Source organism: Litorihabitans aurantiacus (genome assembly GCF_030161595.1).
In the GTDB taxonomy this organism is placed as follows: Bacteria; Actinomycetota; Actinomycetes; order Actinomycetales; family Beutenbergiaceae; genus Litorihabitans; species Litorihabitans aurantiacus.
The window spans coordinates 600,984-622,630 of the sequence record NZ_BSUM01000001.1; the positions used below are offsets into that span (position 1 = coordinate 600,984).

Genomic DNA, 21,647 nt, shown 5'->3' on the forward strand with positions numbered 1-21,647 from the left:
ATGACGACGGCGGAGCCCGGCCCCGACCTCGGGGCCGGCCCGCTGCTCGCGTTCTTCGCCCACCCCGACGACGAGACGCTGCAGGCCGGCGGGCTGCTCGCGCTCGCCGCGGCCGCCGGTCGGCGCGTCGTCCTCGTCACCGCCACCCGCGGTGAGCGCGGCGAGATGATCGGCCGCCCCGACCTGGAGGGGACCGACGCCGTCGCCCAGGTGCGCGCGCAGGAGCGCGCCGCGGCGCTGGCCGCGCTCGGCGTGACCGAGCACCACTGGCTCGACGAGCTCGTCGCCGCCGACGACCGCGCGGCGATCGGCCCGCAGGGCCGCTGGATCGACTCGGGCATGGTCTGGACCGCACCGGGCATCGCCGGTCCGGCGCCCGACGCCGCACCGCACGCGTTCGCGCGCGGCGACGTCGAGATCCCCGCCCGCGCGCTCGCGCGCCTCGTTCGCCAGGTGCGCCCCGCGCTGGTGCTCACCGACGAGGTGGGCGGGTCCTACGGCCACCCCGACCACGTGCGCGCGCACGCCGTCGCGCTCCGGGCGCTCGCGCTCGCGGCCGCGCCCGGCGCTCCCGCGGGAGGCGAGGACGCCGTGGCGCCCGTGCACGCGGTGGTCGCCGTCGCCCACGACCGGCAGCGCGCCGCCAACGACGCCGTGGCGGTGCAGGTCGCGCAGGTCCAGCCGATCGGTGCCGACGGCGCGCTGCTCCTGCCGCCGCCGGCGGCCGGCGCCGCGCTGCCCTCGATCGTCCGCCCGTCCGCGGACGTCGACGTCGAGCTCGACGTGACGTCCGTGACCCCCGCGTGCTCGCCGCGCTGCGCTGCTACGCCTCGCAGGTGCAGGGCGCGACGGTCCCGGTGCTCGACGCCGGTCGCCGGGGAGGAGACGGCGACCCACGACCTGGCGCCGTCGCAGGCCGCGATCGGGTGGTACGCGCTGAGCAACGGGGTCGCGGCCCCGCTCCTGCCGGTGGTCGGTCTGACCGCGGTGCGGGGCGACGTCGGCGCGCTCCTCACCGCGGTCGCAGGTCTGCAGGGTGCGGCCGACGGCGCGCCCGCCGTGGCCGCGTCGTCGGCCGCCACGCCGGTGTCACGCGACCTGTTCACGCGGCCCACCCCGGGGCGCGTCGCCGCCGTGATCGCCTGCCTGCTGCTGGGCGTCCTCGTCGGCGTCGCGGCGACCGTCGTGCACCGCTGGCGCGTCGGCGACGTCCCGCTGGGGATGGTGCTCGCCGTCGCGACCGTGCTCGTCGGGGCGCTCGCCGCCCGCTCGTGGACGCGCGGTCCGGGACTGGCGGGATTCGCCGTCGGGACGATCGGGGTGATCCAGGCGATGGCGTTCGTCGTCACCGGGGGCGATGTGCTCGTGCCCGGGGACACCCTCGGGACGGTGTGGCTGCTCGTCTCCGTGCTGGCGATCGGCGTCGCGGCGTTCCTCCCGGAACGGTTCGTGGGCGCGCGCCGTGGCTGACGAGCCCGCGGTCCACGCCGAGGTCGACCCCGAGGACGTCGGGGCCGGGGCCGACGAGCTCGAGCGGTGCTACCGGCTCGCGATGGCCCGCCTCCCGGGCGGGGTCGCCGTGGTGGCGGGAACCTCGGGGGCGCGCGACGTCGTCGCCGTCGTGACCTCGCTCGTCTCGCTGTCGCTGGAACCGCCCACCGTGCTCGTCGCGGTGCACGAGGCGAGCCGGTTGGCGGAGACCCTGGAGGTCGGCCGGCGTTGGGCCGCTACCGTCATGGGCGCGGGCAGCGCTCCGCTGGTGACGTGGCTCGCCGAGCCCGGACGCCCCGACCTCGGCCAGCTCCAGGGCGTGCCGCACCACCGCGGCGAGGTGAGCGGCGCCGCCGTGCTGGAGGCGGGGGCCGCCTGGGTCGAGTGCGTGACCACGCGGGTGCTGGAGGCCGGGGACCACGCCGTCGTGCTCGGACGGGTGGAGCGGGCGGGCGTGGGTGCGGCCGACGGCGCGCTCGTGCACCGGCTAGGACGCGTGCGCGACCTGCTCTGACCGAGACCGACGCCGATCGATCCCGGGATCCGGCCGGGATCGACCCGCCGCCTGGCACCTCCACCGAATCGTTACCCCAGCGTGGCCGGAACGGGGCGGTCGGGTGCGCACGCCTGAATAGGATGGGCGCAACCGCACCCATGGCGACGAGGAGATCGTGCGTGTCTGAAACCACGGAGCCCGAGGGCTCGCCGCTGGACGAGCTCGAGGGGAGAAGCCCTCCCGCCGTGGTCGCGTCGTCGCACTCGCGTGCGGGATCGGCGTGCTCGTCCTCGGCGGTGCCTACGTCGCCGCCGTCCTCACGACCGCCGACCGGCTGCCGCGCGAGGCCGTCGTCGCGGGGGTCGACGTGAGCGGGCAGGGCCGCGACGAGGCGGTGGCGTCCGTCGAGGCGGCGCTCGCCGACCGCACCTCCCAGGCGATCCCGATCACCGTGGGCGACGTCGAGGCGTCGATCTCACCCGCCGACGCCGGACTGCGGCTCGACGCCGCCGCGACCGTCGATCGGCTCACGGGCGCCGCGTGGAACCCCGCCGACCTCTACACCCGTCTCCTCGGCAGCGACCAGGCCGACGCCGTCACGCTCGTGGACCAGGAGGCGCTGGGCGCCGCGCTCGCGGACTCCGCCGACGTCGTCGCCGTCCCGCCGGTCGACGCGACGATCGGTTTCGCCGACGGTGCGGCCGTCGTCACCGATCCGGCCGACGGCAGCGAGCTGGACGTCCCGGGCGCCGTGACCGTCCTCTCCGAGCAGTGGCTCACCGCGAGCAGCGCCATCGACCTGCCCGTGACGGTGCTGACGCCGTCGCTCGGCCAGTCCGCCGTCGACACCGCGATGAGCCAGATCGTCGACCCGCTCCTGTCGGGTCCCGTGACCGTCCAGGCGGGTGACCTCACGACGGAGCTCGACCCCGCCACGATCTCGGCCGCCGCGACCGTGACCGGGCAGGACGGTGCGTTCTCCCTGGCCCTCGACGCCGAGGCACTCGCGCAGACCGTCTCCGACGCGCTGCCCGAGGCCGGTCAGGCGCCGAAGGACGCGAGCTTCACCTTCGCCGACGGGCGCCCGCAGATCGTCCCGTCCGAGAACGGCACGGGGATCGACCCCGCCCAGCTCGGCTCGGCGGTGCAGGCCGCGGCGACCTCGACCTCGGAGCGCACCGCCGCCGTCGAGCTCGTGGGGGCCGAGGCCGAGTTCTCGACCGCCGACGCCGAGGCGCTCGGGGTCACCGAGGTCATCGGGGAGTTCTCGACGCCGCTGCCCCCCGGCAACGACGCGCCGCGCACGGGCAACATCAGCACCGGCGCCGAGAAGGTCACCGGTGTGCTGCTCAAGCCGGGGGAGACGTTCAGCCTCATCGAGAACGTGGGGCCGATCAACGCCGCCTCCGGCTACCGCCCCTCGGGCGTGGTGGAGAACGGCAACGTCTCGACCGCGTACGGCGGTGGCCTCTCGCAGCTGTCGACCACGCTGTTCAACGCCGCCTTCGAGGCCGGGCTCGAGGACGTCGAGCACAAGCCCCACACGCGCTGGTTCGCGCGCTACCCGGAGGGTCGCGAGGCCACGCTCTTCGAGGGCTCGATCGACATGCGGTTCACCAACACCACCGAGCACGGCGTGCTGGTTCAGGCGTTCGTCGACGGCGGGCGCACCTGGGCGCGGATGTGGGGCACCCCGACGTTCTCGACCGAGATCACGACCGGCTCCCGCTACGCCCTGCGCAGCCCGTCCACCGTCTACAACACCCGCGGCGACTGCACCCCCGAGGGTGGCGGACAGGGCGGGTTCTCGGTGGACGTCCGGCGCGTCGTGACGCGTCTGGACGGCAGCCCCGTCGCGGACAAGACCTACTCGACGACCTACGTGCCGTGGAACCGTGTCGTCTGCGGCCCGGACCCGGCCACGCTGCCTCCTGCACCGTCCCCCGAGCCGCCGCCCGAGGGCGAGGGCGGCGAGGGCTGAGCCCCGAGCCCGAGGTCCGAGGTTCCGCCGAGAACGTCAGGGGCCGCGTCCGGACGCCCGTTCGCACGGCCCTGGACGTTCTCGTCGGCGTCGTGACGACGGCCTCAGGCCGGCGGTCGGCGCGGGGCGCGCCGCGCCGGTGCCGGCGGGACGGGCTTCGCGGCCACGACGTCGGCCAGCTCCACCCGCACGTCCCCGCGCCGCGTGCGGATCACGACGGCGTCGTCCGTCCGTTCCACGACGTCGCCCACCGCGTCCGTCAGCGCGTGCTCGGCGTCGGTGATCCGGTGGCGGACCACCACTCGCGTCCCGACCCGCAGCACCGTCGTGGAGTCCTCGCTCATCCGGGCGATACTAGAGGGACACCGCACCACCAGCTGTTCCAGAGGAGTCGTTCGTGACCTACGTGATCGCACAGCCCTGTGTCGACGTCAAGGACAAGGCGTGCATCGACGAGTGCCCCGTCGACTGCATCTACGAGGGTGAACGCTCGCTCTACATCCACCCCGACGAGTGCGTGGACTGCGCGGCGTGCGAGCCGGTCTGCCCGGTCGAGGCCATCTACTACGAGGACGACGTCCCCGGTCAGTGGTCCGCCTTCACCCTCGCGAACGCCGAGTTCTTCGACCCGATCGGTTCGCCCGGCGGCGCCGCGAAGATGGGGCTGATCCCCTCCGACCACGCGCTGGTCGCGGCACTCCCGCCCCAGGGCGAGTAGCGCCCGTGGGGTTCCACCGGCTGGAGGCCGCCTACCCCTGGGACGCCGTCGTGCCCCTGCGCGAGCGCGCGGCGCAGCACCCCGGCGGTCTGTGCGACCTGTCCATCGGGACGCCGGTCGACCCGACGCCCGACGTCGTGCGCGACGCGCTCGCCGCCGCGTCCGACGCGCACGGCTACCCGACCGTCGCCGGCACGCGCGAGCTGCGGGCCGCCGTCGCCGACTTCCTTATGCGGCGCCGCGGATCGGTCGAACTGACGCCGGAGGCCGTGCTGCCGACCATCGGCTCGAAGGAGCTCGTGGCGCTGCTGCCGAGCCAGCTGGGACTCGGCCCGGGCGACGTCGTCGTGATCCCGACGGCGGCCTACCCCACCTACGAGGTGGGGGCGCGGCTCGCGGGGGCGCAGGTCGTGGCGAGCGACGACCCCGGCCAGTGGGCGGGGCGCGAGGAGGTCGCGCTGGTGTGGCTGAACTCGCCGTCGAACCCGACGGGCGAGGTGATGAGCGCCGAGCGGATGGCCGCCGTGGTGCGGGCCGCGCGCGAGGTGGGCGCCGTCGTCGCGAGCGACGAGTGCTACGCCCTGCTGCCGTGGGTGGCGCCGTGGACCGACCCGGCGCCGCAGGGCGGGGGCGTGCCGAGCATCCTCGACGCCCGCGTCAACGGCGGCGACCTGCGCGGCCTGCTCGCCGTGCACTCCCTGTCGAAGCAGTCCAACCTCGCCGGCTACCGCGCGGCGTTCGCGGCCGGTGACGCGACCCTCGTGGACGAGCTGCTCCAGCAGCGCCGCCACCTCGGGATGATGCTGCCCTGGCCCGTCCAGCAGGCGATGGTCGCCGCGCTCGGGGACGACGCGCACGTCGAGGCCCAGGTGGAGCGCTACCGTGCGCGGCGCGAGGTGCTCCTGGGCGCGCTGCTGCGCGCGGGCTTCGAGGTCGACCACTCCGAGGCGGGTCTGTACCTGTGGGTGCGGGCGGGGGAGCGCGACGGCGCGGCGCCGGTTTCCGAGGGCAGCAAGGGCACAGCCACCACCGACGCCACCGACGGCGACGACGAGGCGCCGTGCTGGGCCCTCATGCGCTGGTTCGCCGAGCGCGGTGTCGTCGCGGGTCCGGGTGTGTTCTACGGCGCCGCCGCGGCCGGGCACGTGCGCCTCTCGCTGACCGCGAGCGACGAGCGGATCGCCGCCGCCGCGTCCCGGCTCACGCCCGCGACGTGAGAAGATCACCGGAGGTTCTTTGCCCGTTCCTGGCGGAACGCGGCGATGTCCGTGAACAGTGAGACCCACGAACGCACACGAACAGCGCGGTCCGACCTGCGGTCGCGCGCCGGTAGGAACGGAGACCCGATGACGGTGAGCACATCGGCAGCAAGCTTCGCGGTGGACGAGACGACGCTCGAGTTCGAGCGCGTCCCGGCCGTGGACGGGAACGACGGCGTCGCCATCTCGTCCATGCTGTCCAGCTCGGGCGTGGTCACCTACGACCCCGGCTTCATGAACACCGCCGCGTGCCGGTCCGAGATCACCTACATCGACGGCGAGGCCGGCATCCTGCGCTACCGCGGGTACCCGATCGAGCAGCTCGCCGCGCGCTCGAACTACCTCGAGGTCTCCTACCTCCTGGCCAAGGGCGAGCTCCCGACGGCGGAGCAGTACGCCGCCTTCGAGGAGCGCGTGCTGCGCCACACGCAGGTCCGGGAGGAGTTCCGCGCGCTGATCCGCGCGTTCCCGCGCACGGCGCACCCCATGGCGATCGTCTCCAGCGCGATCTCTGCGCTCCCGGGCTTCTACCCCGAGGTCTTCGAGGTCACGGACGCCGAGTCCGAGGAGCTCGCCTCCGTCCTGCTGCTGGCGAAGATGCCGACGATCGTCGCGTACGTGCTGAACCACGTGAACGGTGAGGAGATGCTCGAGGTCGACCCCTCGCGCGGCTTCATCGAGGACTTCCTGCGCCTGGCGCTCGGGGCCTCGCGCGAGGAGGAGTTCGGCCCCGAGGTCGTGGCCGCCATGGACAAGCTCCTCGTGCTGCACGCCGACCACGAGCAGAACTGCTCGACCGCCACCGTGCGCTCGGTCGGTTCGGCCGACACCAACCTGTTCCTCTCGGTCGCGGCCGGGATCAACGCGCTCTCGGGCCCCAAGCACGGGGGCGCGAACGAGGCCGTCCTGACGATGCTCGAGCAGATCCGCGACGAGGACGACGACGCCGGCTCGTTCGTCGCGAAGGTCAAGGACAAGTCGAGCGGTGCCCGCCTCATGGGCTTCGGTCACCGCGTCTACAAGAACTACGACCCGCGCGCCGCCATCGTCAAGGAGGCGACCGACAGCGCGCTGCAGGCGCTCGGCAAACGCGACGACCTGCTCGACCTCGCGATGGGCCTCGAGGAGATCGCGCTCTCCGACGACTACTTCGTTCAGCGGAAGCTGTACCCGAACGTCGACTTCTACACCGGCCTCATCTACCGCGCGATGGGCTTCCCGACGTCGATGTTCACGCCGCTGTTCGCCCTCGGGCGGATGCCGGGCTGGATCGCGCAGTGGCGCGAGATGATGCACGACCCCGCCACGAAGATCGCCCGGCCGCGCCAGGTCTACACCGGCCCCGCCGAGCGCGACTTCGTGGCTATCGACGACCGGCGCTGATCACGACCTCACCGCGGGCGGGCATCGGATCGGCGCCCGTCCGCGGTCGCCACGTCGGGTGGTCGGTGCCCGTCGGGCTGCTCGGCCCCGTCGCGAGTGTCCGGTCCCACACCCGGCTGCCGACGGTCACCTGACCCGCGCCGGTCTCCGAGGCGGCCGCCACCGCCGCGTGCGCGACCGCCCAGGCGAGGCGGTCGACGTCGTCGCCCGCCTGGGCCGCGAGCGTCACCACGACCTCGCGCTCACCCGCCCCCGCCGGCCGGATCGATGCCGTGACGTCGAGGTCCCGGCCGAGGCGCTCGACGACGGCCTCGGGCACACCCGCGGTGTCCTGCGCGGGCGCGAGCCGGCACGTCAGCTCCGCCTCGCTCCACCCCGTCAGGGCGGAGGCGAACGCGCGCGCCATCTCCTCGTGCTGGGCGTAGGCGTCCGGGAACCCGCTGCGCTGCACCGCCTGCGCGGCCTCCGTCACCTCCATCTCGGTGTACCCGGGGACCTCGACGAGGTGGTCGAAGAACGTCTCGGTCGCGTACACCGGGTCCTGCACCTGCTCGGGAGTGCCCCAGCCCTGGGACGGCCGCTGCTGGAACATCCCGAGCGAGTCGCGGTCGCCGTAGTCGATCGGCCGCATGCGCGACTCCTGCATCGCCGTCGCGATCCCGATCGTGCCCGCCCGCGCGGGGAGCCCGCGCTGCACCGTGGTGCCGACGATCAGCGCCGCGTTGGCCGTCTGGTCCGGATCCAGGCGGTAGCCGCCGGCGAAGCAGCCCTGGGCCAGCGGTCGCGCCGTCTCGAGGGAGCGCAGCAGGAGGACGACGCCGCCGATCCCGGCACCCGCCACGACGGCGAGCACCAGCACCCAGGCGAGCGCGCGTGCCGCACGCGATCCACGCGTACGGTTTCTCGTGGCCACCGCTACTGCGCGTGCAGCGCGGCGTTGAGCTCGACCGCGCGCGCGGCGCGGGGCAGCGCCTGCACCCCGCCGGTGAGCGAGTGGCGGCGCAGCAGGAGGCCGTCGAGGCCCGACAGCAGGTGCGCGGCGACGACGGGGTGGCCCTCGCCGTCGGACGCGGCGTCCGTGAGGTCGACGTCGTAGGACGAGGCGTCGCCCAGCAGGCTGATCTTCGTGCCGGCGGTGACGTACAGGCCGGCCTCGACGACGCAGTCGTCGCCCAGGCTGATCCCGAGACCCGCGTTCGCGCCGAGCAGGCTGCGGCGGCCGATGCTCACCCGCTGCTTCCCGCCGCCCGAGAGCGTGCCCATGATCGAGGCGCCGCCGCCGACGTCGGTGCCGTCACCGATGACGACGCCCTGCGAGACGCGCCCCTCGATCATGGCCTCGCCGAGCGAGCCGGCGTTGAAGTTCACGAAGCCCTCGTGCATCACGGTGGTGCCCGCGGCGAGGTGCGCGCCGAGACGGACGCGCGAGGCGTCGGCGATGCGGACGCCGGACGGCACGACGTAGTCGGTCATGCGGGGGAACTTGTCGACGCCGTGGACGCTCAGACCGGGCGTGCGCGCCTGCAGCCGGGCGCGGGTGAGCTCGAACTCGACCGGCGAGCACGGACCCGCGCTCGTCCACACGACGTTCGCCAGGGCGCCGAAGATGCCGTCGAGGTTGATCGTGTTCGGCGCCACGAGCCGGTGCGAGAGGAGGTGGAGGCGCAGGTACGCGTCGGCCGCCGAGGCGGGGGCGGCGTCGAGGTCGATCTCGGTCCGCACGACGTCGCGGCGCACCCGGCGCACGGGGTCGACGACCTCGAGGGCGCCGATCTCGGCGGGCACGTCCCAGGGGCTCGCGGTCCCCGGCTCGCCGAGCGCGGGGGTGGGGTACCAGGCCTCCAGGACCGCGTGGTCGATCTCGGAGGTGGTGGCCAGGCCGATGCCCCAGGCGGTGCGCGTCATGCCTCCAGGATACGTGGGGCGACACAGGGACACCCCGGTGTCCGGCCGGTGTGCGGCGGGTCCTGCGCGGGCGCCCGAGTATGTCGGGAGCGCCTCAGCGGCGGTCGACGAGGTCGCGCAGCGTGCCGGGGCCGACGACCGCCACGCCCGCGGGCAGGCGGGCCCGCAGGCCGCGGTCGGCTGTCGCGACGACGACGGTGGCGCCCGTCGCCGAGGCGGCCTCGGCGGCCTCCACGACCGCGTCGTCACCCGACCCGGGGGCGCGGACGAGCTCGAGCGCGGGCGCGGGGACGGAGGACGGCGACGGTGGCTGCTCGGGCGGCGCGGCATCGCGCGCCGCTCCCTCGAGGACCGCGACGGTGCGCGGCCACGCGCGGGCGACCTCGGGATCGAGCGCGTCGAGGCCGAACCACCCGGCCGGCACGCCGCCGTCGTCGGCGGGGGTGACGGCACCGGTGCCACCGGGGGTCCCGAGAGCCCCCGCCAGCGCGGTGAGCAGCCGGGCGCTGGCGCCGGCGCGGTCGCGCCACCAGCCGTCCGGACGCGCTCCGAGCACGTTCGCGACGTCGACGACGAGGACCGGGTCCAGGAGCGCGAGCGCGCGCAGCCGGGGCCAGGCGGCGGCGAACGAGGGGTGCAGCGGGAGGTCGGCGACGGCGTCGAGATCCACCCACCGCAGGTCGGCGGACTCGCCGTCGAGCGCCGTGAGGGTGGGGCGACCGCCGCCCGTGGCGGACCGGAGCGTGCGGGCCAGGACGGTCGTGTACGACCACTCGCCGTGGTCGAGCACGCGCGTCAGGACGGGCCGGACGTCGGCGGGCCGGACGTCCGCCTCCTCGGCCGCCTCGCGCAGCGCGCCGGCGAGCGGAGTCTCACCGGTGCCGATCGCGCCGCCGGGCAGACCCCAGGTGCCGCCGTGGTGGCTGCGCTCGGAGCGCAGCTGCAGCGCGACCGCACGGGACGCGACGTCGACGAGCGCGAGGCCCGCGGCGCCGCCGAGGCCCCAGTGGCGCGCACCGCAGGAGCACTCCACCCAGGCGTCGAAGGCGTTGCGCACGAGAGCTACGGTGCGGCGATCTCGCAGAGCACCTGGCCGGCCGTGACGCCGGCGCCGGGGCTCGCCTTCAGGCCCGTCACGACGCCGTCGCGGTGGGCGAGGAGCGGCTGCTCCATCTTCATCGCCTCGAGCACGACGACGAGGTCGCCGCTGGCCACCGTGTCGCCCTCGGCGACGGCGACCTTGACGATCGTGCCCTGCATCGGGGAGGTGAGGGAGGCGCCGCCGGCCGCGGGCGCGGCGCCGCCCGGGCGTCCGACGGCGCGGGGACGCCCGGGGCGCGCGGCGCGGGCGCGCACGCCCCCGAGGCTCCCCAGGCTCGCGGGCAGCACGACCTCGAGGCGCTTGCCGCCCACCTCGACGACCACGCGCTCGACCTCGACGTCGTCGCCCGCCTCGGGTGACGGCGTCGCGCCGGAGGTGGAGGTCAGGGCCGCGAGACGGGGGGCCATCTCGGACTCGATCCAGGTGGTCCACACGCCGAGGTCGGTCTGGACCTCGCCCGGCTCACCCGCGAAGGCGGGCTCGTGCAGGACCGCGCGGTGGAACGGCAGGACCGTCGGCAGACCGACGATCTCCGCCTCGCCGAGCGCGCGGCGGGCGCGCTCGATCGCCTGCTGCCGGGTCGCCCCGGTCACGACGATCTTCGCGAGCATCGAGTCGAAGTTGCCCGAGACGACGGCGCCGGGGGCGATCCCGGCGTCGATGCGGACGCCCGGGCCGCCCGGCCAGGTGACCGTGGTCGCCGTGCCGGGGGCGGGCAGGAAGTTCGCGGCCGGGTCCTCACCGTTGATGCGGAACTCGATGCTGTGGCCACGCGTGGCGACCTCGGTGTAACCGAGCGGCTCGCCGGCGGCGATCCGGAGCTGCTCGCGCACGAGGTCGACACCGGAGACCTCCTCCGTCACGCAGTGCTCGACCTGCAGGCGGGTGTTGACCTCGAGGAAGGACAGCGTGCCGTCCGACCCGATGAGGAACTCGCACGTGCCGGCGCCCTCGTAGCGGGCCTCGCGCAGGATCGCCTGCGAGGCGCGGACCAGCTCGGCGTTCTGCTCGTCGGTGAGGAACGGGGCGGGGGCCTCCTCCACCAGCTTCTGGTGGCGGCGCTGCAGCGAGCAGTCGCGGGTCGAGACGACGACGACGCCGCCGTAGGCGTCCGCGAGGCACTGGGTCTCGACGTGGCGGGGGCGGTCGAGGAACCGCTCGACGAAGCACTCGCCGCGACCGAACGCGGCCACCGCCTCGCGCGTGGCGGACTCGAACAGCTGGGGGATCTCCTCCAGCGTGGTCGCGACCTTGAGGCCCCGGCCGCCGCCGCCGAAGGCCGCCTTGATGGCCACCGGGAGGCCGTGCTGCCGCGCGAACGCGACGACCTCGTCGGCGTCGCCCACGGGGTTCGGCGTACCCGCCACGAGCGGGGCGCCCGCGGCCTGCGCGATGTGGCGCGCGGAGACCTTGTCGCCCAGCGCGTCGATCGCGGCCGGGCTCGGGCCGATCCAGGTCAGGCCCGCGTCGCCGACGGCGCGGGCGAAGTCGGCGTTCTCGGACAGGAAGCCGTAGCCGGGGTGGACCGCGTCGGCGCCCGAGCGGCGTGCGACGTCGAGGATCTTCGCGGGGTCGAGGTAGGTCTCGGCCGCGCGGACGCCGCCCAGGGCGAAGGCCTCGTCGGCGAGCCGGACGAAGGGTGCGTCGCGGTCGGTGTCGGAGTAGACGGCGATCGAGACCAGGCCGGCGTCGCGCACGGCGCGCACCACGCGGACCGCGATCTCGCCCCGGTTGGCGATCAGCACGCGCGAGACGGGTCGGTGCACGCGGTCGAGGCCGTCGGCGGTGCTGGTCGTGGTGCCCGCGGGCACGCTCACGTCGGACGTCATCCACACTCCTGTTGCTCGCGGTCCGGGCCACGGTAGTCCCGGGCGGCTGCCGCACCCAACGCGCCTGGCCGCGCGCCGGGAAGTCTGTCGGGGGCGGCAGGTGCGGTGACCGGGTGTTGGAGGGTTCCCACAACGCGCGGGCCGCGAGGCCGGGTGTAGCGGCGCGTCACTCGTGGAGAGTCTCCAGCCGGGTCACGTCCACAGCGCGGGGTAGGGGATGCCGAGATCGGCCAGCAGGTGCCGCAGGAGCGGCAGGCTGAGGCCGAGGACGCCGTGGTGGTCGCCGTCGATCCGCTCGACGAAGGCGCCGCCGAGACCGTCGATCGTGAAGGCACCCGCCACCTGCAGCGGCTCCCCCGTCGCGACGTACGCGGCGATCTCGGCGTCCGTGACGTCCGCGAACCGGACGCCCGTGCTGCTCACGCCGCTGCGGGGGCGACGGCGCGGGCGCCCGTCACCCGCCAGCGGGGGGCCGCTCACGACGAGGTGGTGGCCGGTGTGCAGGACACCGGTGCGGCCGCGCATCGAGCGCCACGCGCGGGTGGCGCGGTCGGGCGTGTGCGGCTTCCCGTGCGCCTCGCCGTCGATCTCGAGCAGCGAGTCGCAGCCGAGCACCAGCCGGGGAGGTCGTGCGCGTCCGTGGGCGGGAGCTCCCGGGCGACGGCCTCGGCCTTCGCCCGGGCGAGGACGGCGACCTGCTCGGGAACGGTGAGGTCGGTGATCGAGCGTCGACGCTCCGCCGCGAGCACGGCCTCCTCGTCGACGTCGGAGACGACGACCTGCGGCACGATGCCGGCGGCCGTGAGGAGTGCGAGGCGGGCCGGCGAGGCCGAGGCCAGGACCAGCCGCACGTGCGTGCGGTCGCGGCTGCGGCGTCGACGATCGGGGGTGGAGCCGGGCGTGGGTGCGGCCACGGTCAGCGCAGCGCCTGCGCGAGGACGTCGAGGCCGACCGACCCGACGTCGAGCGCGCGGCGGTGGAACGCCTTGAGGTCGAACGCGGCACCCTCGCGCGCGGCCTGCTCGTCCCGGATCTGCTCCCACAGGCGCTGGCCGACCTTGTAGGACGGCGCCTGACCGGGCCAGCCGAGGTAGCGGTCCAGCTCGAAGTTCAGGAACCCGGGGGCCATGTTGGCGTTGGCGAACAGGAACGTGCGGGCCTTCTCGGCGTCCCACGTGCCGCCGCCGAGGTCGGCCGGGGCGTCCTTGCCGAGGTGGACGCCGATGTCCAGCACCACGCGGGCGGCGCGCAGGCGCTGACCGTCGAGCATTCCCATCCGGTCGGCCGGGTCGTCGAGGAAGCCGAGGTCGGCCATCAGGCGCTCGGCGTACAGCGCCCAGCCCTCGCCGTGCCCGCTGACCCAGCAGGCCAGGCGGCGCCAGGAGTTCAGCAGCGCGCTGCGGTAGGTGGTCTGGCCGATCTGGAGGTGGTGACCGGGGACGCCCTCGTGGTAGACGGTCGTCTTCTCGCGCCAGGTGCCGAACTCCGTCACACCGGCGGGCACCGACCACCACATGCGGCCGGGGCGGGAGAAGTCCGCCGTCGGCTCGGTGTAGTAGATGCCGCCGGACTGCGTCGGGGCGATGCAGCACTCGAGGCGTCGCACGGGCTCGGGGATGTCGAACTGCGTGTCCGCGAGGGCGAGGACGGCGGCGTCGGACGTCTCCTGCATCCACCGCTGCAGCGCGTCGGTGCCGTGCAGCTGGCGGGCGGGATCGGCGTCGAGACGCTCCATCGCCTCCTGCGGCGACGTCCCCGCGCCGTAGAGCTCGACGGCGGTGGCCTCCTGCTCGGCGACGATGCGCGCGAGCTCCTCGCGGCCCCAGTCGTAGGTCTCGTCCAGGTCGATGCGGGCACCCAGGAACTGCTGGGAGAAGAGCGTGTAGCGCTCGCGGCCGACCGCGTCCGCCTCGGGCGCGCGGTGGATCAGCTCGGTGCGCAGGAACTGGGCGAGGTCGGCGTAGGCGGCGCGGGCGGCGTTCGCACCGGCCTCGAGGGCGGCGGCGTCACCGCCTGCCTCGGCGCCGCGGCGGGCGAGGTCGCTCCAGAAGGAGGTGTCACCGGCGAGCTCGTCGGCCTGCCCGGCCCCGGCCTCGACCTGGCGGCGGGCGGCGACGACGCCGGTCGCCGCGCCCTCGCGCAGCGACTCGACGTACCCGGCGAGGGAGTCGGGCACGCTCGCCGTGCGGGCGGCGACCACGTCCCAGTCCGCGGCGGTGTCGGTGGGCATGAGGTCGAAGATGTCGCGCGTGGTCTGCAGCGGGGAGTGGATGACGTTGAGCGTCGCGAAGCTCTCGCCGGAGTCGTACAGCTCGCTCTCGAGACCGATCCGCTCGAGCATGGCGGCCTTCGTGACCTCGTCGACGGCGTCGGCCGGGGTGAGCTTCGACAGCTTCCCCAGGACGGCGGTGCGCTCGGCGTCGAGCGTGGCCAGGCCCGCGGGGGAGACGTCGTCGAAGCTGGTGTGGTCACCGGGCAGGCCGAGGCTCGTGCGCATGATGGGGCTGAGGCTCGCGAGGGTGTCGACGTAGGCGTCCGCGACGGCGTCGATCTCGGTCGGGGTGCGGGGGTCTCGGTCACGCGACAACCCTACGTGCGACCGCCGACGCCCCGCCCGCCCACCCCTTCGCGAGAGCTTTGTGGACCCTCCCCGAGAGGTTTGCCGACGGCGCCTGTCCCTGCCGGCGTCCGGCGAACCTCTCGGGGTACGTCGACGAACCTCTCGGGGTACGTCGACGAACCTCTCCGGGGTACGTCGACGAACCTCTCCGGGGTACGTCGACGAACCTCTCCGGGTACGTCCGCAAAGCTCTCGCGGTACGTCAGAAAAGCTCTCGTCAGGGGTGCAGGGACCAGCGCCAGGCGTTCGCGCCCCGGGCGGGCAGCCCGCGCGAGCCGCCGCGCAGGGCGTGCGAGCGGTCCTGCCAGCGGTGGCGCACCGCCTCGGCCGGCTCCTGGGCGCCGCCGGCCGCCGTCGCCGCGCTCAGGCCCGCGATGAGCGCGGCGAGCTCGACGGCGTCCGGCGTCCCGCGTACGACGCGCACCAGCGCGGGCGCCGCCGTCGGCGACTCGTCGGCGCTCACAGCGGGATGTTCCCGTGCTTCTTCGCCGGCAGCGCGGCCCGCTTCGTCCGCAGGGCGCGCAGGGCCTGCGTGACCTGGGCCCGGGTCTGCGACGGCGCGATCACCGCGTCGACGTAGCCGCGGTCGGCCGCCTCCCACGGGTTGACGATGGCGTCGTTGTACTCGTCCACGAGCCGCGTGCGCTCGGCCTCGACGTCGCCCCCGGCGTCCGCGACCGTCTTCAGCGCCCCCGCTGCAGGATGTTGACGGCACCGGAGGCGCCCATGACGGCGATCTGCGCCGTCGGCCACGCGAGGTTGACGTCGGCCCCGAGCTGCTTGGAGCCCATGACGATGTACGCACCGCCGTAGGCCTTCCGCGTGATCACCGTGACGAGCGGGACCGTCGCCTCGGCGTAGGCGTAGATCAGCTTCGCGCCGCGGCGGATGATCCCGTTCCACTCCTGGTCCGTGCCCGGCAGGAAGCCCGGCACGTCCACGAACGTCAGCACGGGGATGTTGAACGCGTCGCACGTGCGCACGAACCGCGCCGCCTTCTCGGCCGCGTTGATGTCGAGCGTGCCCGCCATGACCTGCGGCTGGTTCGCCACGATCCCGACCGACCGGCCCTCGACGTGCCCGAACCCGACCAGCACGTTCTTCGCGAAGAGCGGCTGCACCTCGAGCAGCACCCCCTCGTCCAGAACGGCCTCGACGACGGCGCGCATGTCGTAGGGCTGGTTGTCCGAGTCCGGAACGAGCGTGTCGAGCGCGACGTCGGACTCGCTCGGCCCGAGGTCCGCCTCCTCCTCGTAGGTGGGCGGGTCGGCCAGGTTGTTCGAGGGCAGGTAGGCCAGCAGCGCGCGGACGTAGTCGAACGCCTCGGCCTCGTCGGAGGCGAGGTAGTGCGCGACGCCGGAGCGCTCGTTGTGCGTGAGGCCACCGCCGAGCTCCTCGAACCCGACGTCCTCGCCCGTGACCGCGCGGATGACGTCCGGTCCGGTGATGAACATGTTCGACGTCTTGTCGGCCATGACGATGAAGTCGGTCAGCGCGGGGGAGTACACCGCGCCGCCCGCGGACGGGCCGAGGATGAGGAGATCTGCGGGATCACGCCCGAGGCCGCGACGTTGCGCCGGAAGATCTCCGCGAACTGCGTCAGCGCGGCCACCCCCTCCTGGATCCGCGCGCCACCGCCGTCGCTGATGCCCACGAGGGGCACGCCGGTGCGCAGCGCGAAGTCCTGGATCTTGGCGATCTTCTCGCCGTGGACCTCACCGAGCGAACCGCCGAAGACCGAGAAGTCCTGGCTGTAGACGCACACGCGGCGGCCGTCGATGCTGCCGTGGCCGATGACGACGCCGTCGCCGTACGGACGCCGCGCGGCCAGGCCGAAGGCGGTGGCGCGGTGGCGCGCGAACGCGTCGATCTCGGTGAAGGACCCCTCGTCCAGCAGCGCGTCGATCCGCGAGCGGGCCGAGCCCTTGCCCCGAGCCCCCTGCTTGGTCGCGGCGACCTCCGCGGGGCCGTCGATCCCTGCGGCGACGCGCGCGTGCAGGTCCGCCAGCTTCCCGGCGGTGGTGGTCAGGTCGATCGGGTCGACGGGCGGCTCGCCCGCGCCCACGCTGGTGTCACTCACGCAGGGCAGGCTACCGGTGGCAGGCTGACGGCGTGACTCGACAGGCCCCGCACGACCTCGCGCACGACCCCTCGCAGCCCACGACCCACCCGCCCGACGGCGCAGGCGTCGACCACCCGTTCGCCCGCCTCGTGGAGGTGGCGCGGACGGGCTCGACGAGCTCGGACCTCGTCGCGGCCGTGCAGGCGGAGGGTGACGACGGCGAGCACGCCTGGCCGCACCTGTCGGCGCTGCGCACGGACCACCAGGACGCCGGCCGCGGGCGTGCCGGCCGCGTCTGGGAGACCCCGCCCGGATCGTCCGCGACGTTCTCGGTGGTGCTGCGCCCGCGGCGCCCGCGCGCGGAGTGGCCGACGCTCGCGCTGGTGGCGGGGCTCGCCGTCGTGACCGCGGTGGCGGAACTGCTGAGGGTCGATGCCGACGCCGTCGACACCGGTCGAGGCGCCGGCACCGCCGTCGTGCCCGCCCTGAAGTGGCCCAACGACGTCGTGCTCCGCCCCGCAGGCGGCGTCGAGATCGAGGACGTCCCCGGCTGGGGCGACTCGCGCAAGCTCGCCGGACTGCTGGCCGAGGCCGTCCCCGGCCGCGACGCCGTCGTGCTCGGCATCGGGGTCAACGTGACCCAGGATCGCGCGTCGCTCGCCGTGCCGTGGGCGACCTCGCTGGCGCTCGCCGGGACGGACGTGACCGCGCGCGAGGTGACCCTCGCCGTCGGTCGCGCCCTGGTGGCGCTCGTGGGGGAGTGGGACGACGGCGGGTTCGCCGCCCTGCACCCGCGCGTCGCGGCGGTGACCGACACGCTCGGCCGCGAGGTCGCCGTCGACCTCGGCCTCGGTGACGGCGCCGGTGGCGGCGCCACCCTCACGGGGTCCGCCGTCGCCCTCGCCCCGGACGGCCGGCTCCTGGTCCGCACGCCCGACGGCGCCACCCACGCCGTCGCCGCCGGTGACGTCACCCGCGCGCGGCGCCGCTGAGGTCCACTCGGACCAGCCGAGACCAGCACCGCCGTGGGACGCGGCGGCGGTCGGGGCGTAGGATCGCGTGACGTGGGCCACATCGGTGCGAGTGACGCGGAGGCGTCGCAGCCGGGCACGCTGGAGCGTCAGACGCGCCTGCTGCTCGGGGAGACGCCGCACCTCGACGCCTACGAGGTCGCCCGACTCACCGGCACGACGGCCGCGCGCGTGCTCGAGTTCTGGCGGGTCCTCGGCTTCGCGAGCGTCCCCGCCTCGCGCAGGACGTTCACCCACGCCGACGTCGAGGCGCTGCGCGCGGCCGTGAGCCTCGCGGAGACCACCGGCATGACCGAGACCGCGCTGCGCACCGTCGTGCGCGCCGCCGCCCACTCCGCCGACCGGATCGCGGTCTGGCAGCTCGAGACCCTGGTCGAGGACGCCGAGCGGCGCTGGGGCCTCGACGACGTCTCGGCCCGCCTCGTGGTGCTCGACACGGTGGGCGAGGCGGTCGACGCGCTGGAGGCCCTGAGCAACCACGCCTGGCGGCGGCACCTCCTGGCGCTGCTGGCACGCACCGAGCAGTCCGTGGGCCGGGCGGGCACGACCGACGACCGCGACGCCCTGCCGCTCGAGCGCGCGACCGGCTTCGTCGACGTCGTCTCCTACACCACCCGCGCGGCCGGCCTGGGGGCCGCCGGTCTCGGCGAGCTCGTGGCGACCTTCGAGGAGCGTGCCCGGGACGTCATCACCGAGGCGGGCGCGCGCGTGGTCAAGACGATGGGCGACGGCGTCCTGTTCGTCGCCGACGACCTTCCCACGGGGCTCGAGGTCGCGCTCGGCCTCGTGGACTCCTACGCGGAGGGTCCGGTGCCGCTCGAGGTCCACGGCGCCGTCACCTGGGGGCGGGTGCTGTCGCGCTCGGGCGACGTGTTCGGGCCCACCGTCAACCTCGCGGCGCGCCTGGCCGACATCGCCGAGGCGGGCCAGATCCTCACCGACGAGATCACGTGGGCGCTGGCCGAGACGGATCCGGCCATCCGCGCCGAGGTGGTCGCGCTCTCGCTGCCGACCGCGCAGGTGTCCGGCATCGGCCCGGTCGAGCCGGTGCTGCTCAGTCGTTCGGCGACCTGATGCCGGTCGTGGACCAGGCGTGCCCGATGTGCAGTCTTGGTGAGCCGATGGCATTAGCATGCACGTGTGACGAAGGTTCTCCTTGCTGAAGACGACCCGGCCATCGCCGAGCCCCTGGCCCGCGCGCTGACGCGCGAGGGCTACGAGGTCTCCGTCCACGGGACCGGCCGCGGCGCCATCGACGGCGCCGCCACGGCCGACCTCTTCGTGCTGGACCTCGGTCTGCCCGACATGGACGGTCTCGACGTCGCGCGCTGGATCCGCAGCCAGGGCATGACCACGCCGATCCTCGTCCTCACGGCGCGCGCCGACGAGGTCGACCTCGTCGTCGGCCTCGACGCCGGCGCGGACGACTACGTGACCAAGCCGTTCCGGCTCGCCGAGCTGCTCGCCCGGGTGCGGGCGCTCCTGCGCCGCGCCGGTGTCGAGGGCGAGGAGACGGACGAGCTGCTCGCGCAGAACGTACGCGTCGACGTCTCGGCCCACCGCGCCTTCCAGGGCGAGCGCGAGCTGCAGCTGACGGCGAAGGAGTTCGACCTGCTGCGCGTGCTCGTGCGCGAGGCCGGCACCGTCGTCTCGCGCGAGTCGCTCATGCGCGAGGTCTGGGCCTCCGACCCCACCGGCTCGACCAAGACCCTCGACATGCACGTGTCGTGGCTGCGCCGCAAGCTCGGTGACGACGCCGGCTCGCCGCGCTACATCGCGACCGTGCGCGGCATGGGCTTCCGCTTCGAGGCGACGACGGCGTAGCCGTGGTCCGGCGCACGCCGCACGCCGCGCGTGCGCCCCGGGGGCCTGAGACGTGCAGCGCCGCCTGCTCCAGGCCACGATCGCGGCCGTCCTGGTCGCCGTCGTCCTCATCGGCGCGCCCGTGGCGATCCTCAGCGCCATCACGGTCCGCAACTCGATCGAGGAGAACCTCACGGTTCGCGCGCAGGCCATCGCGCGCGCCGTCGAGCGCCGCGCCTCGATCAACGAGCCGATCACGACCGACCAGCTCCTGCCGTGGGTCGAGGAGGGCGACGCCCTCACGCTCAGCATCGAGGTGACTCCCGCGCGCGGATCGGTGGTCGAGGTCGGCCCGGAGATGCCGGCCCGATCGGTCGTCCGCGTCGTCCCGACGGCGTCGGGCGCCGACGTCCGCGTCGCCATCTCGGGCGACGCGATGGCGCTCCGGATGGCCCAGGTCGTCATCTTCGTGGCGCTCGCGGCGATCGTCGCGACGGCGGCCGCGGTCGTCGTCGCCCGCTACCAGGCCAGGCGCCTCGCCGCCCCCTCATCTACCTCGCCGCGAGCGCGGAGCAGCTCGGGTCCGGCCAGGTCCGGCCGCGCACCGAGGAGTCGGGCATCGAGGAGATCGACCTCGTCGCCGCCGAGCTGGGCCGCACCTCGGACCGGCTCGCCGCGCGTCTGGCGGCCGAGCGCCAGTTCAGCGCCGACGCCTCCCACCAGCTGCGCACGCCGCTGACCGCGCTGTCGATGCGGCTCGAGGAGATCGAGCTCATGGCGGGCGAGGAGGAGGTCCGCACCGAGGCGAAGGTGGCGCTGGAGCAGGTCGAGCGGCTGGTCGGCGTCGTCGACGACCTGCTGAAGAGCTCGCGCAAGTCGGCCGGCGGGACGACCGAGGTGGTCCTGCTGCGCGACGTCTTCGCCCAGCAGGAGAAGGAGTGGGGTCCGACCTACGCCAAGGCGGGCCGGGCGCTCGTGTTCGAGGCGGCGGGCACGACGTCGGTGCTCGCCACCCCCGGTGCGCTCGCCCAGGTCCTCGCGACCCTCCTGGAGAACTCGCTGAAGTACGGCGACGGCACCACGCGTGTCGCCGCGCGGCCCGCGTCCGCCCGGCAGTCGGTGGTGCTCGAGGTCGCCGACGAGGGCGACGGCGTGCCCGCGGACCTGGCGCCGCGCATCTTCGAGCGGTCGGTCTCGGGCGGGTCGAGCACGGGTCTGGGGCTCGCGCTCGCGCGCGACCTGGTGGCCTCCGACGGCGGGAAGCTCGAGCTCGCGAAGGCCGTGCCGGCGACGTTCCAGATCTTCCTCAGCGCCGTTCCCACGCAGCTCGACCCCGACCGCGTGCTGCCGCCGGGGGCGCTCGTGGCGGTCGGTCGCCGCCGCCGTCGCCCGTGACCGGAACCGTCCCCGCGCCCGGCTCCGACACCGCGCCCGAGGGCTCGCGCGGTGCGCGCCCGCTCGTGCAGCTGATCCGGTTCGCCGTGGTCGGTGGCATCGGCGTCGTCGTGAACATGGCGGTCGCGATCGCGATGAACCGCCTCAACGGGGGGACGCGGAACGCGCAGGAGGTGCTGCTCGCGATCCCGGGGACGGACCTGGCGGTGCGCTTCACGGCGGCCGTCTGGATCGTGGGGTTCGCCGTCTCGGTCGTCGTGAACTACCAGCTCAACAGGTCCTGGACGTTCCGGGGCGTCTCGCCGGAGTCGTGGTGGTCGGGCCTGTGGCGGTTCGTGTGCGTGGGCGCTGCCGCCGCCGTCGTCGGCCTCGCGCTGAAGATCGCCCTGACCAACCCGACCTCGCCCGTCCACCTGTCGCAGGCGTGGTTCACCGAGGACGTGGGCCTGCGCTCGCGCGAGTACTGGGCGCAGCTGATCGCGATCGCGCTGACGGTGCCTCTCAACTTCCTGGTGAACCGCGCGTGGACCTTCCGGCGGCGCCGATCCTGACGGCTGCGGGCTGCCGACGCG

The 21,647-nt window shown here is 74.6% G+C and carries 21 protein-coding genes and 1 pseudogene; 12 read left to right on the forward strand and 10 right to left on the reverse strand.

Going from position 1 to position 21,647, the window contains the following annotated elements; all coding sequences use genetic code 11:
* From QQK22_RS02830 to QQK22_RS02840, 3 genes are all read left to right on the forward strand, one after another.
* Positions 1–1,470 carry a PIG-L family deacetylase gene (locus QQK22_RS02830; protein WP_284249241.1) on the forward strand — a complete coding sequence of 490 codons (1,470 nt, stop codon included), beginning with the start codon at positions 1–3 and terminating at the stop codon, positions 1,468–1,470.
* A complete protein-coding gene (locus tag QQK22_RS02835; RefSeq protein ID WP_284249242.1) occupies positions 1,463–2,005 on the forward strand; it encodes a flavin reductase family protein in 543 nt (180 codons plus the stop codon). The genes QQK22_RS02830 and QQK22_RS02835 overlap by 8 nt, the downstream gene beginning before the upstream one ends.
* Before the next feature lie 262 nt (positions 2,006–2,267).
* Positions 2,268–3,968: a VanW family protein gene (locus QQK22_RS02840; RefSeq protein ID WP_284249243.1), complete on the forward strand. Its 1,701-nt coding sequence runs from the start codon at positions 2,268–2,270 to the stop codon at positions 3,966–3,968.
* Between the two features lie 104 nt (positions 3,969–4,072).
* Here the strand turns inward: QQK22_RS02840 and QQK22_RS02845 are convergent, their stop codons facing one another.
* On the reverse strand, positions 4,073–4,312 hold the full coding sequence (locus tag QQK22_RS02845; protein ID WP_284249244.1) for a putative acetyltransferase: 240 nt from the start codon (positions 4,310–4,312) through the stop codon (positions 4,073–4,075).
* Positions 4,313–4,365: 53 nt separating this feature from the next.
* Between QQK22_RS02845 and fdxA the strand changes: the two genes are divergently transcribed.
* The 3 genes from fdxA (at position 4,366) to QQK22_RS02860 (ending at position 7,328) form a co-directional block, all read left to right on the forward strand.
* Positions 4,366–4,686 (forward strand): ferredoxin, encoded by a 321-nt coding sequence (fdxA, locus tag QQK22_RS02850; RefSeq protein WP_284249246.1) that lies wholly within the window; start codon positions 4,366–4,368, stop codon positions 4,684–4,686.
* Positions 4,687–4,691: 5 nt separating this feature from the next.
* Positions 4,692–5,903 carry a succinyldiaminopimelate transaminase gene (gene dapC, locus QQK22_RS02855; RefSeq protein ID WP_284249248.1) on the forward strand — a complete coding sequence of 404 codons (1,212 nt, stop codon included), beginning with the start codon at positions 4,692–4,694 and terminating at the stop codon, positions 5,901–5,903.
* Between the two features lie 129 nt (positions 5,904–6,032).
* The gene (locus tag QQK22_RS02860; RefSeq protein ID WP_284249249.1) at positions 6,033–7,328 is read left to right on the forward strand and encodes a citrate synthase; all 1,296 of its coding nucleotides are present in this window, start codon (positions 6,033–6,035) and stop codon (positions 7,326–7,328) included.
* On the opposite strand, the gene QQK22_RS02865 is transcribed toward QQK22_RS02860, so the two are convergent.
* The 9 genes and pseudogenes from QQK22_RS02865 to QQK22_RS02900 form a co-directional block, all read right to left on the reverse strand.
* Positions 7,309–8,241 carry a hypothetical protein gene (locus QQK22_RS02865; protein WP_284249250.1) on the reverse strand — a complete coding sequence of 311 codons (933 nt, stop codon included), beginning with the start codon at positions 8,239–8,241 and terminating at the stop codon, positions 7,309–7,311. The two genes, QQK22_RS02860 and QQK22_RS02865, sit on opposite strands and share 20 nt — an antisense overlap.
* Before the next feature lie 2 nt (positions 8,242–8,243).
* Complete coding sequence (gene dapD / locus QQK22_RS02870; protein ID WP_284249251.1) at positions 8,244–9,233, reverse strand: 2,3,4,5-tetrahydropyridine-2,6-dicarboxylate N-succinyltransferase; 990 nt, start codon at positions 9,231–9,233, stop codon at positions 8,244–8,246.
* Between the two features lie 94 nt (positions 9,234–9,327).
* The gene (locus QQK22_RS02875) at positions 9,328–10,290 is read right to left on the reverse strand and encodes an NUDIX domain-containing protein (protein WP_284249252.1); all 963 of its coding nucleotides are present in this window, start codon (positions 10,288–10,290) and stop codon (positions 9,328–9,330) included.
* A gap of 5 nt (positions 10,291–10,295) precedes the next feature.
* Positions 10,296–12,164: an acetyl/propionyl/methylcrotonyl-CoA carboxylase subunit alpha gene (locus tag QQK22_RS02880; RefSeq protein WP_284249254.1), complete on the reverse strand. Its 1,869-nt coding sequence runs from the start codon at positions 12,162–12,164 to the stop codon at positions 10,296–10,298.
* Positions 12,165–12,356: 192 nt separating this feature from the next.
* Positions 12,357–12,752: a Maf family protein gene (locus QQK22_RS18480; protein ID WP_348525626.1), complete on the reverse strand. Its 396-nt coding sequence runs from the start codon at positions 12,750–12,752 to the stop codon at positions 12,357–12,359.
* The gene (locus QQK22_RS18485; RefSeq protein WP_348525459.1) at positions 12,641–13,078 is read right to left on the reverse strand and encodes a Maf family protein; all 438 of its coding nucleotides are present in this window, start codon (positions 13,076–13,078) and stop codon (positions 12,641–12,643) included. Before QQK22_RS18485 ends, QQK22_RS18480 begins: the two co-directional genes overlap by 112 nt.
* Before the next feature lie 2 nt (positions 13,079–13,080).
* Positions 13,081–14,751, reverse strand: a complete 1,671-nt coding sequence (locus tag QQK22_RS02890; RefSeq protein WP_284249255.1) for a DUF885 domain-containing protein — start codon at positions 14,749–14,751, stop codon at positions 13,081–13,083.
* A 250-nt stretch (positions 14,752–15,001) separates the two neighbouring features.
* Positions 15,002–15,247: an acyl-CoA carboxylase subunit epsilon gene (locus QQK22_RS02895; RefSeq protein ID WP_284249256.1), complete on the reverse strand. Its 246-nt coding sequence runs from the start codon at positions 15,245–15,247 to the stop codon at positions 15,002–15,004.
* Positions 15,244–16,849 (reverse strand): annotated as a pseudogene (locus QQK22_RS02900) (acyl-CoA carboxylase subunit beta). The gene QQK22_RS02895 and the pseudogene QQK22_RS02900 overlap by 4 nt, the downstream one beginning before the upstream one ends.
* 47 nt (positions 16,850–16,896) lie before the next feature.
* Between QQK22_RS02900 and QQK22_RS02905 the strand changes: the two are divergent.
* The 6 genes from QQK22_RS02905 (at position 16,897) to QQK22_RS02925 (ending at position 21,626) form a co-directional block, all read left to right on the forward strand.
* Positions 16,897–17,838, forward strand: a complete 942-nt coding sequence (locus tag QQK22_RS02905; RefSeq protein ID WP_284249257.1) for a biotin--[acetyl-CoA-carboxylase] ligase — start codon at positions 16,897–16,899, stop codon at positions 17,836–17,838.
* Between the two features lie 72 nt (positions 17,839–17,910).
* A complete protein-coding gene (locus QQK22_RS02910) occupies positions 17,911–18,951 on the forward strand; it encodes an adenylate/guanylate cyclase domain-containing protein (protein ID WP_284249258.1) in 1,041 nt (346 codons plus the stop codon).
* Positions 18,952–19,017: 66 nt separating this feature from the next.
* On the forward strand, positions 19,018–19,701 hold the full coding sequence (locus QQK22_RS02915) for a response regulator transcription factor (protein ID WP_284249260.1): 684 nt from the start codon (positions 19,018–19,020) through the stop codon (positions 19,699–19,701).
* A 52-nt stretch (positions 19,702–19,753) separates the two neighbouring features.
* A complete protein-coding gene (locus QQK22_RS18490; RefSeq protein WP_348525461.1) occupies positions 19,754–20,419 on the forward strand; it encodes a hypothetical protein in 666 nt (221 codons plus the stop codon).
* A gap of 11 nt (positions 20,420–20,430) precedes the next feature.
* Complete coding sequence (locus tag QQK22_RS18495) at positions 20,431–21,075, forward strand: sensor histidine kinase (protein ID WP_348525463.1); 645 nt, start codon at positions 20,431–20,433, stop codon at positions 21,073–21,075.
* Positions 21,072–21,626, forward strand: coding sequence for a GtrA family protein (locus tag QQK22_RS02925; protein WP_284249262.1), 555 nt, complete (start codon positions 21,072–21,074; stop codon positions 21,624–21,626). The genes QQK22_RS18495 and QQK22_RS02925 overlap by 4 nt, the downstream gene beginning before the upstream one ends.
* Positions 21,627–21,647 lie beyond the last annotated feature (21 nt).

Bases quoted from the DNA above. Each gene is read 5' to 3' on its own strand.
- QQK22_RS02845 (WP_284249244.1), bottom strand. From the start codon at position 4,312: ATGAGCGAGGACTCCACGACGGTGCTGCGGGTCGGGACGCGAGTGGTG.
- QQK22_RS18495 (WP_348525463.1), top strand. From the start codon at position 20,431: ATGCGGCTCGAGGAGATCGAGCTCATGGCGGGCGAGGAGGAGGTCCGC.
- QQK22_RS02860 (WP_284249249.1), top strand. From the start codon at position 6,033: ATGACGGTGAGCACATCGGCAGCAAGCTTCGCGGTGGACGAGACGACG.
- QQK22_RS02880 (WP_284249254.1), bottom strand. From the start codon at position 12,164: ATGACGTCCGACGTGAGCGTGCCCGCGGGCACCACGACCAGCACCGCC.
- QQK22_RS02830 (WP_284249241.1), top strand. From the start codon at position 1: ATGACGACGGCGGAGCCCGGCCCCGACCTCGGGGCCGGCCCGCTGCTC.
- dapD (WP_284249251.1), bottom strand. From the start codon at position 9,233: ATGACGCGCACCGCCTGGGGCATCGGCCTGGCCACCACCTCCGAGATC.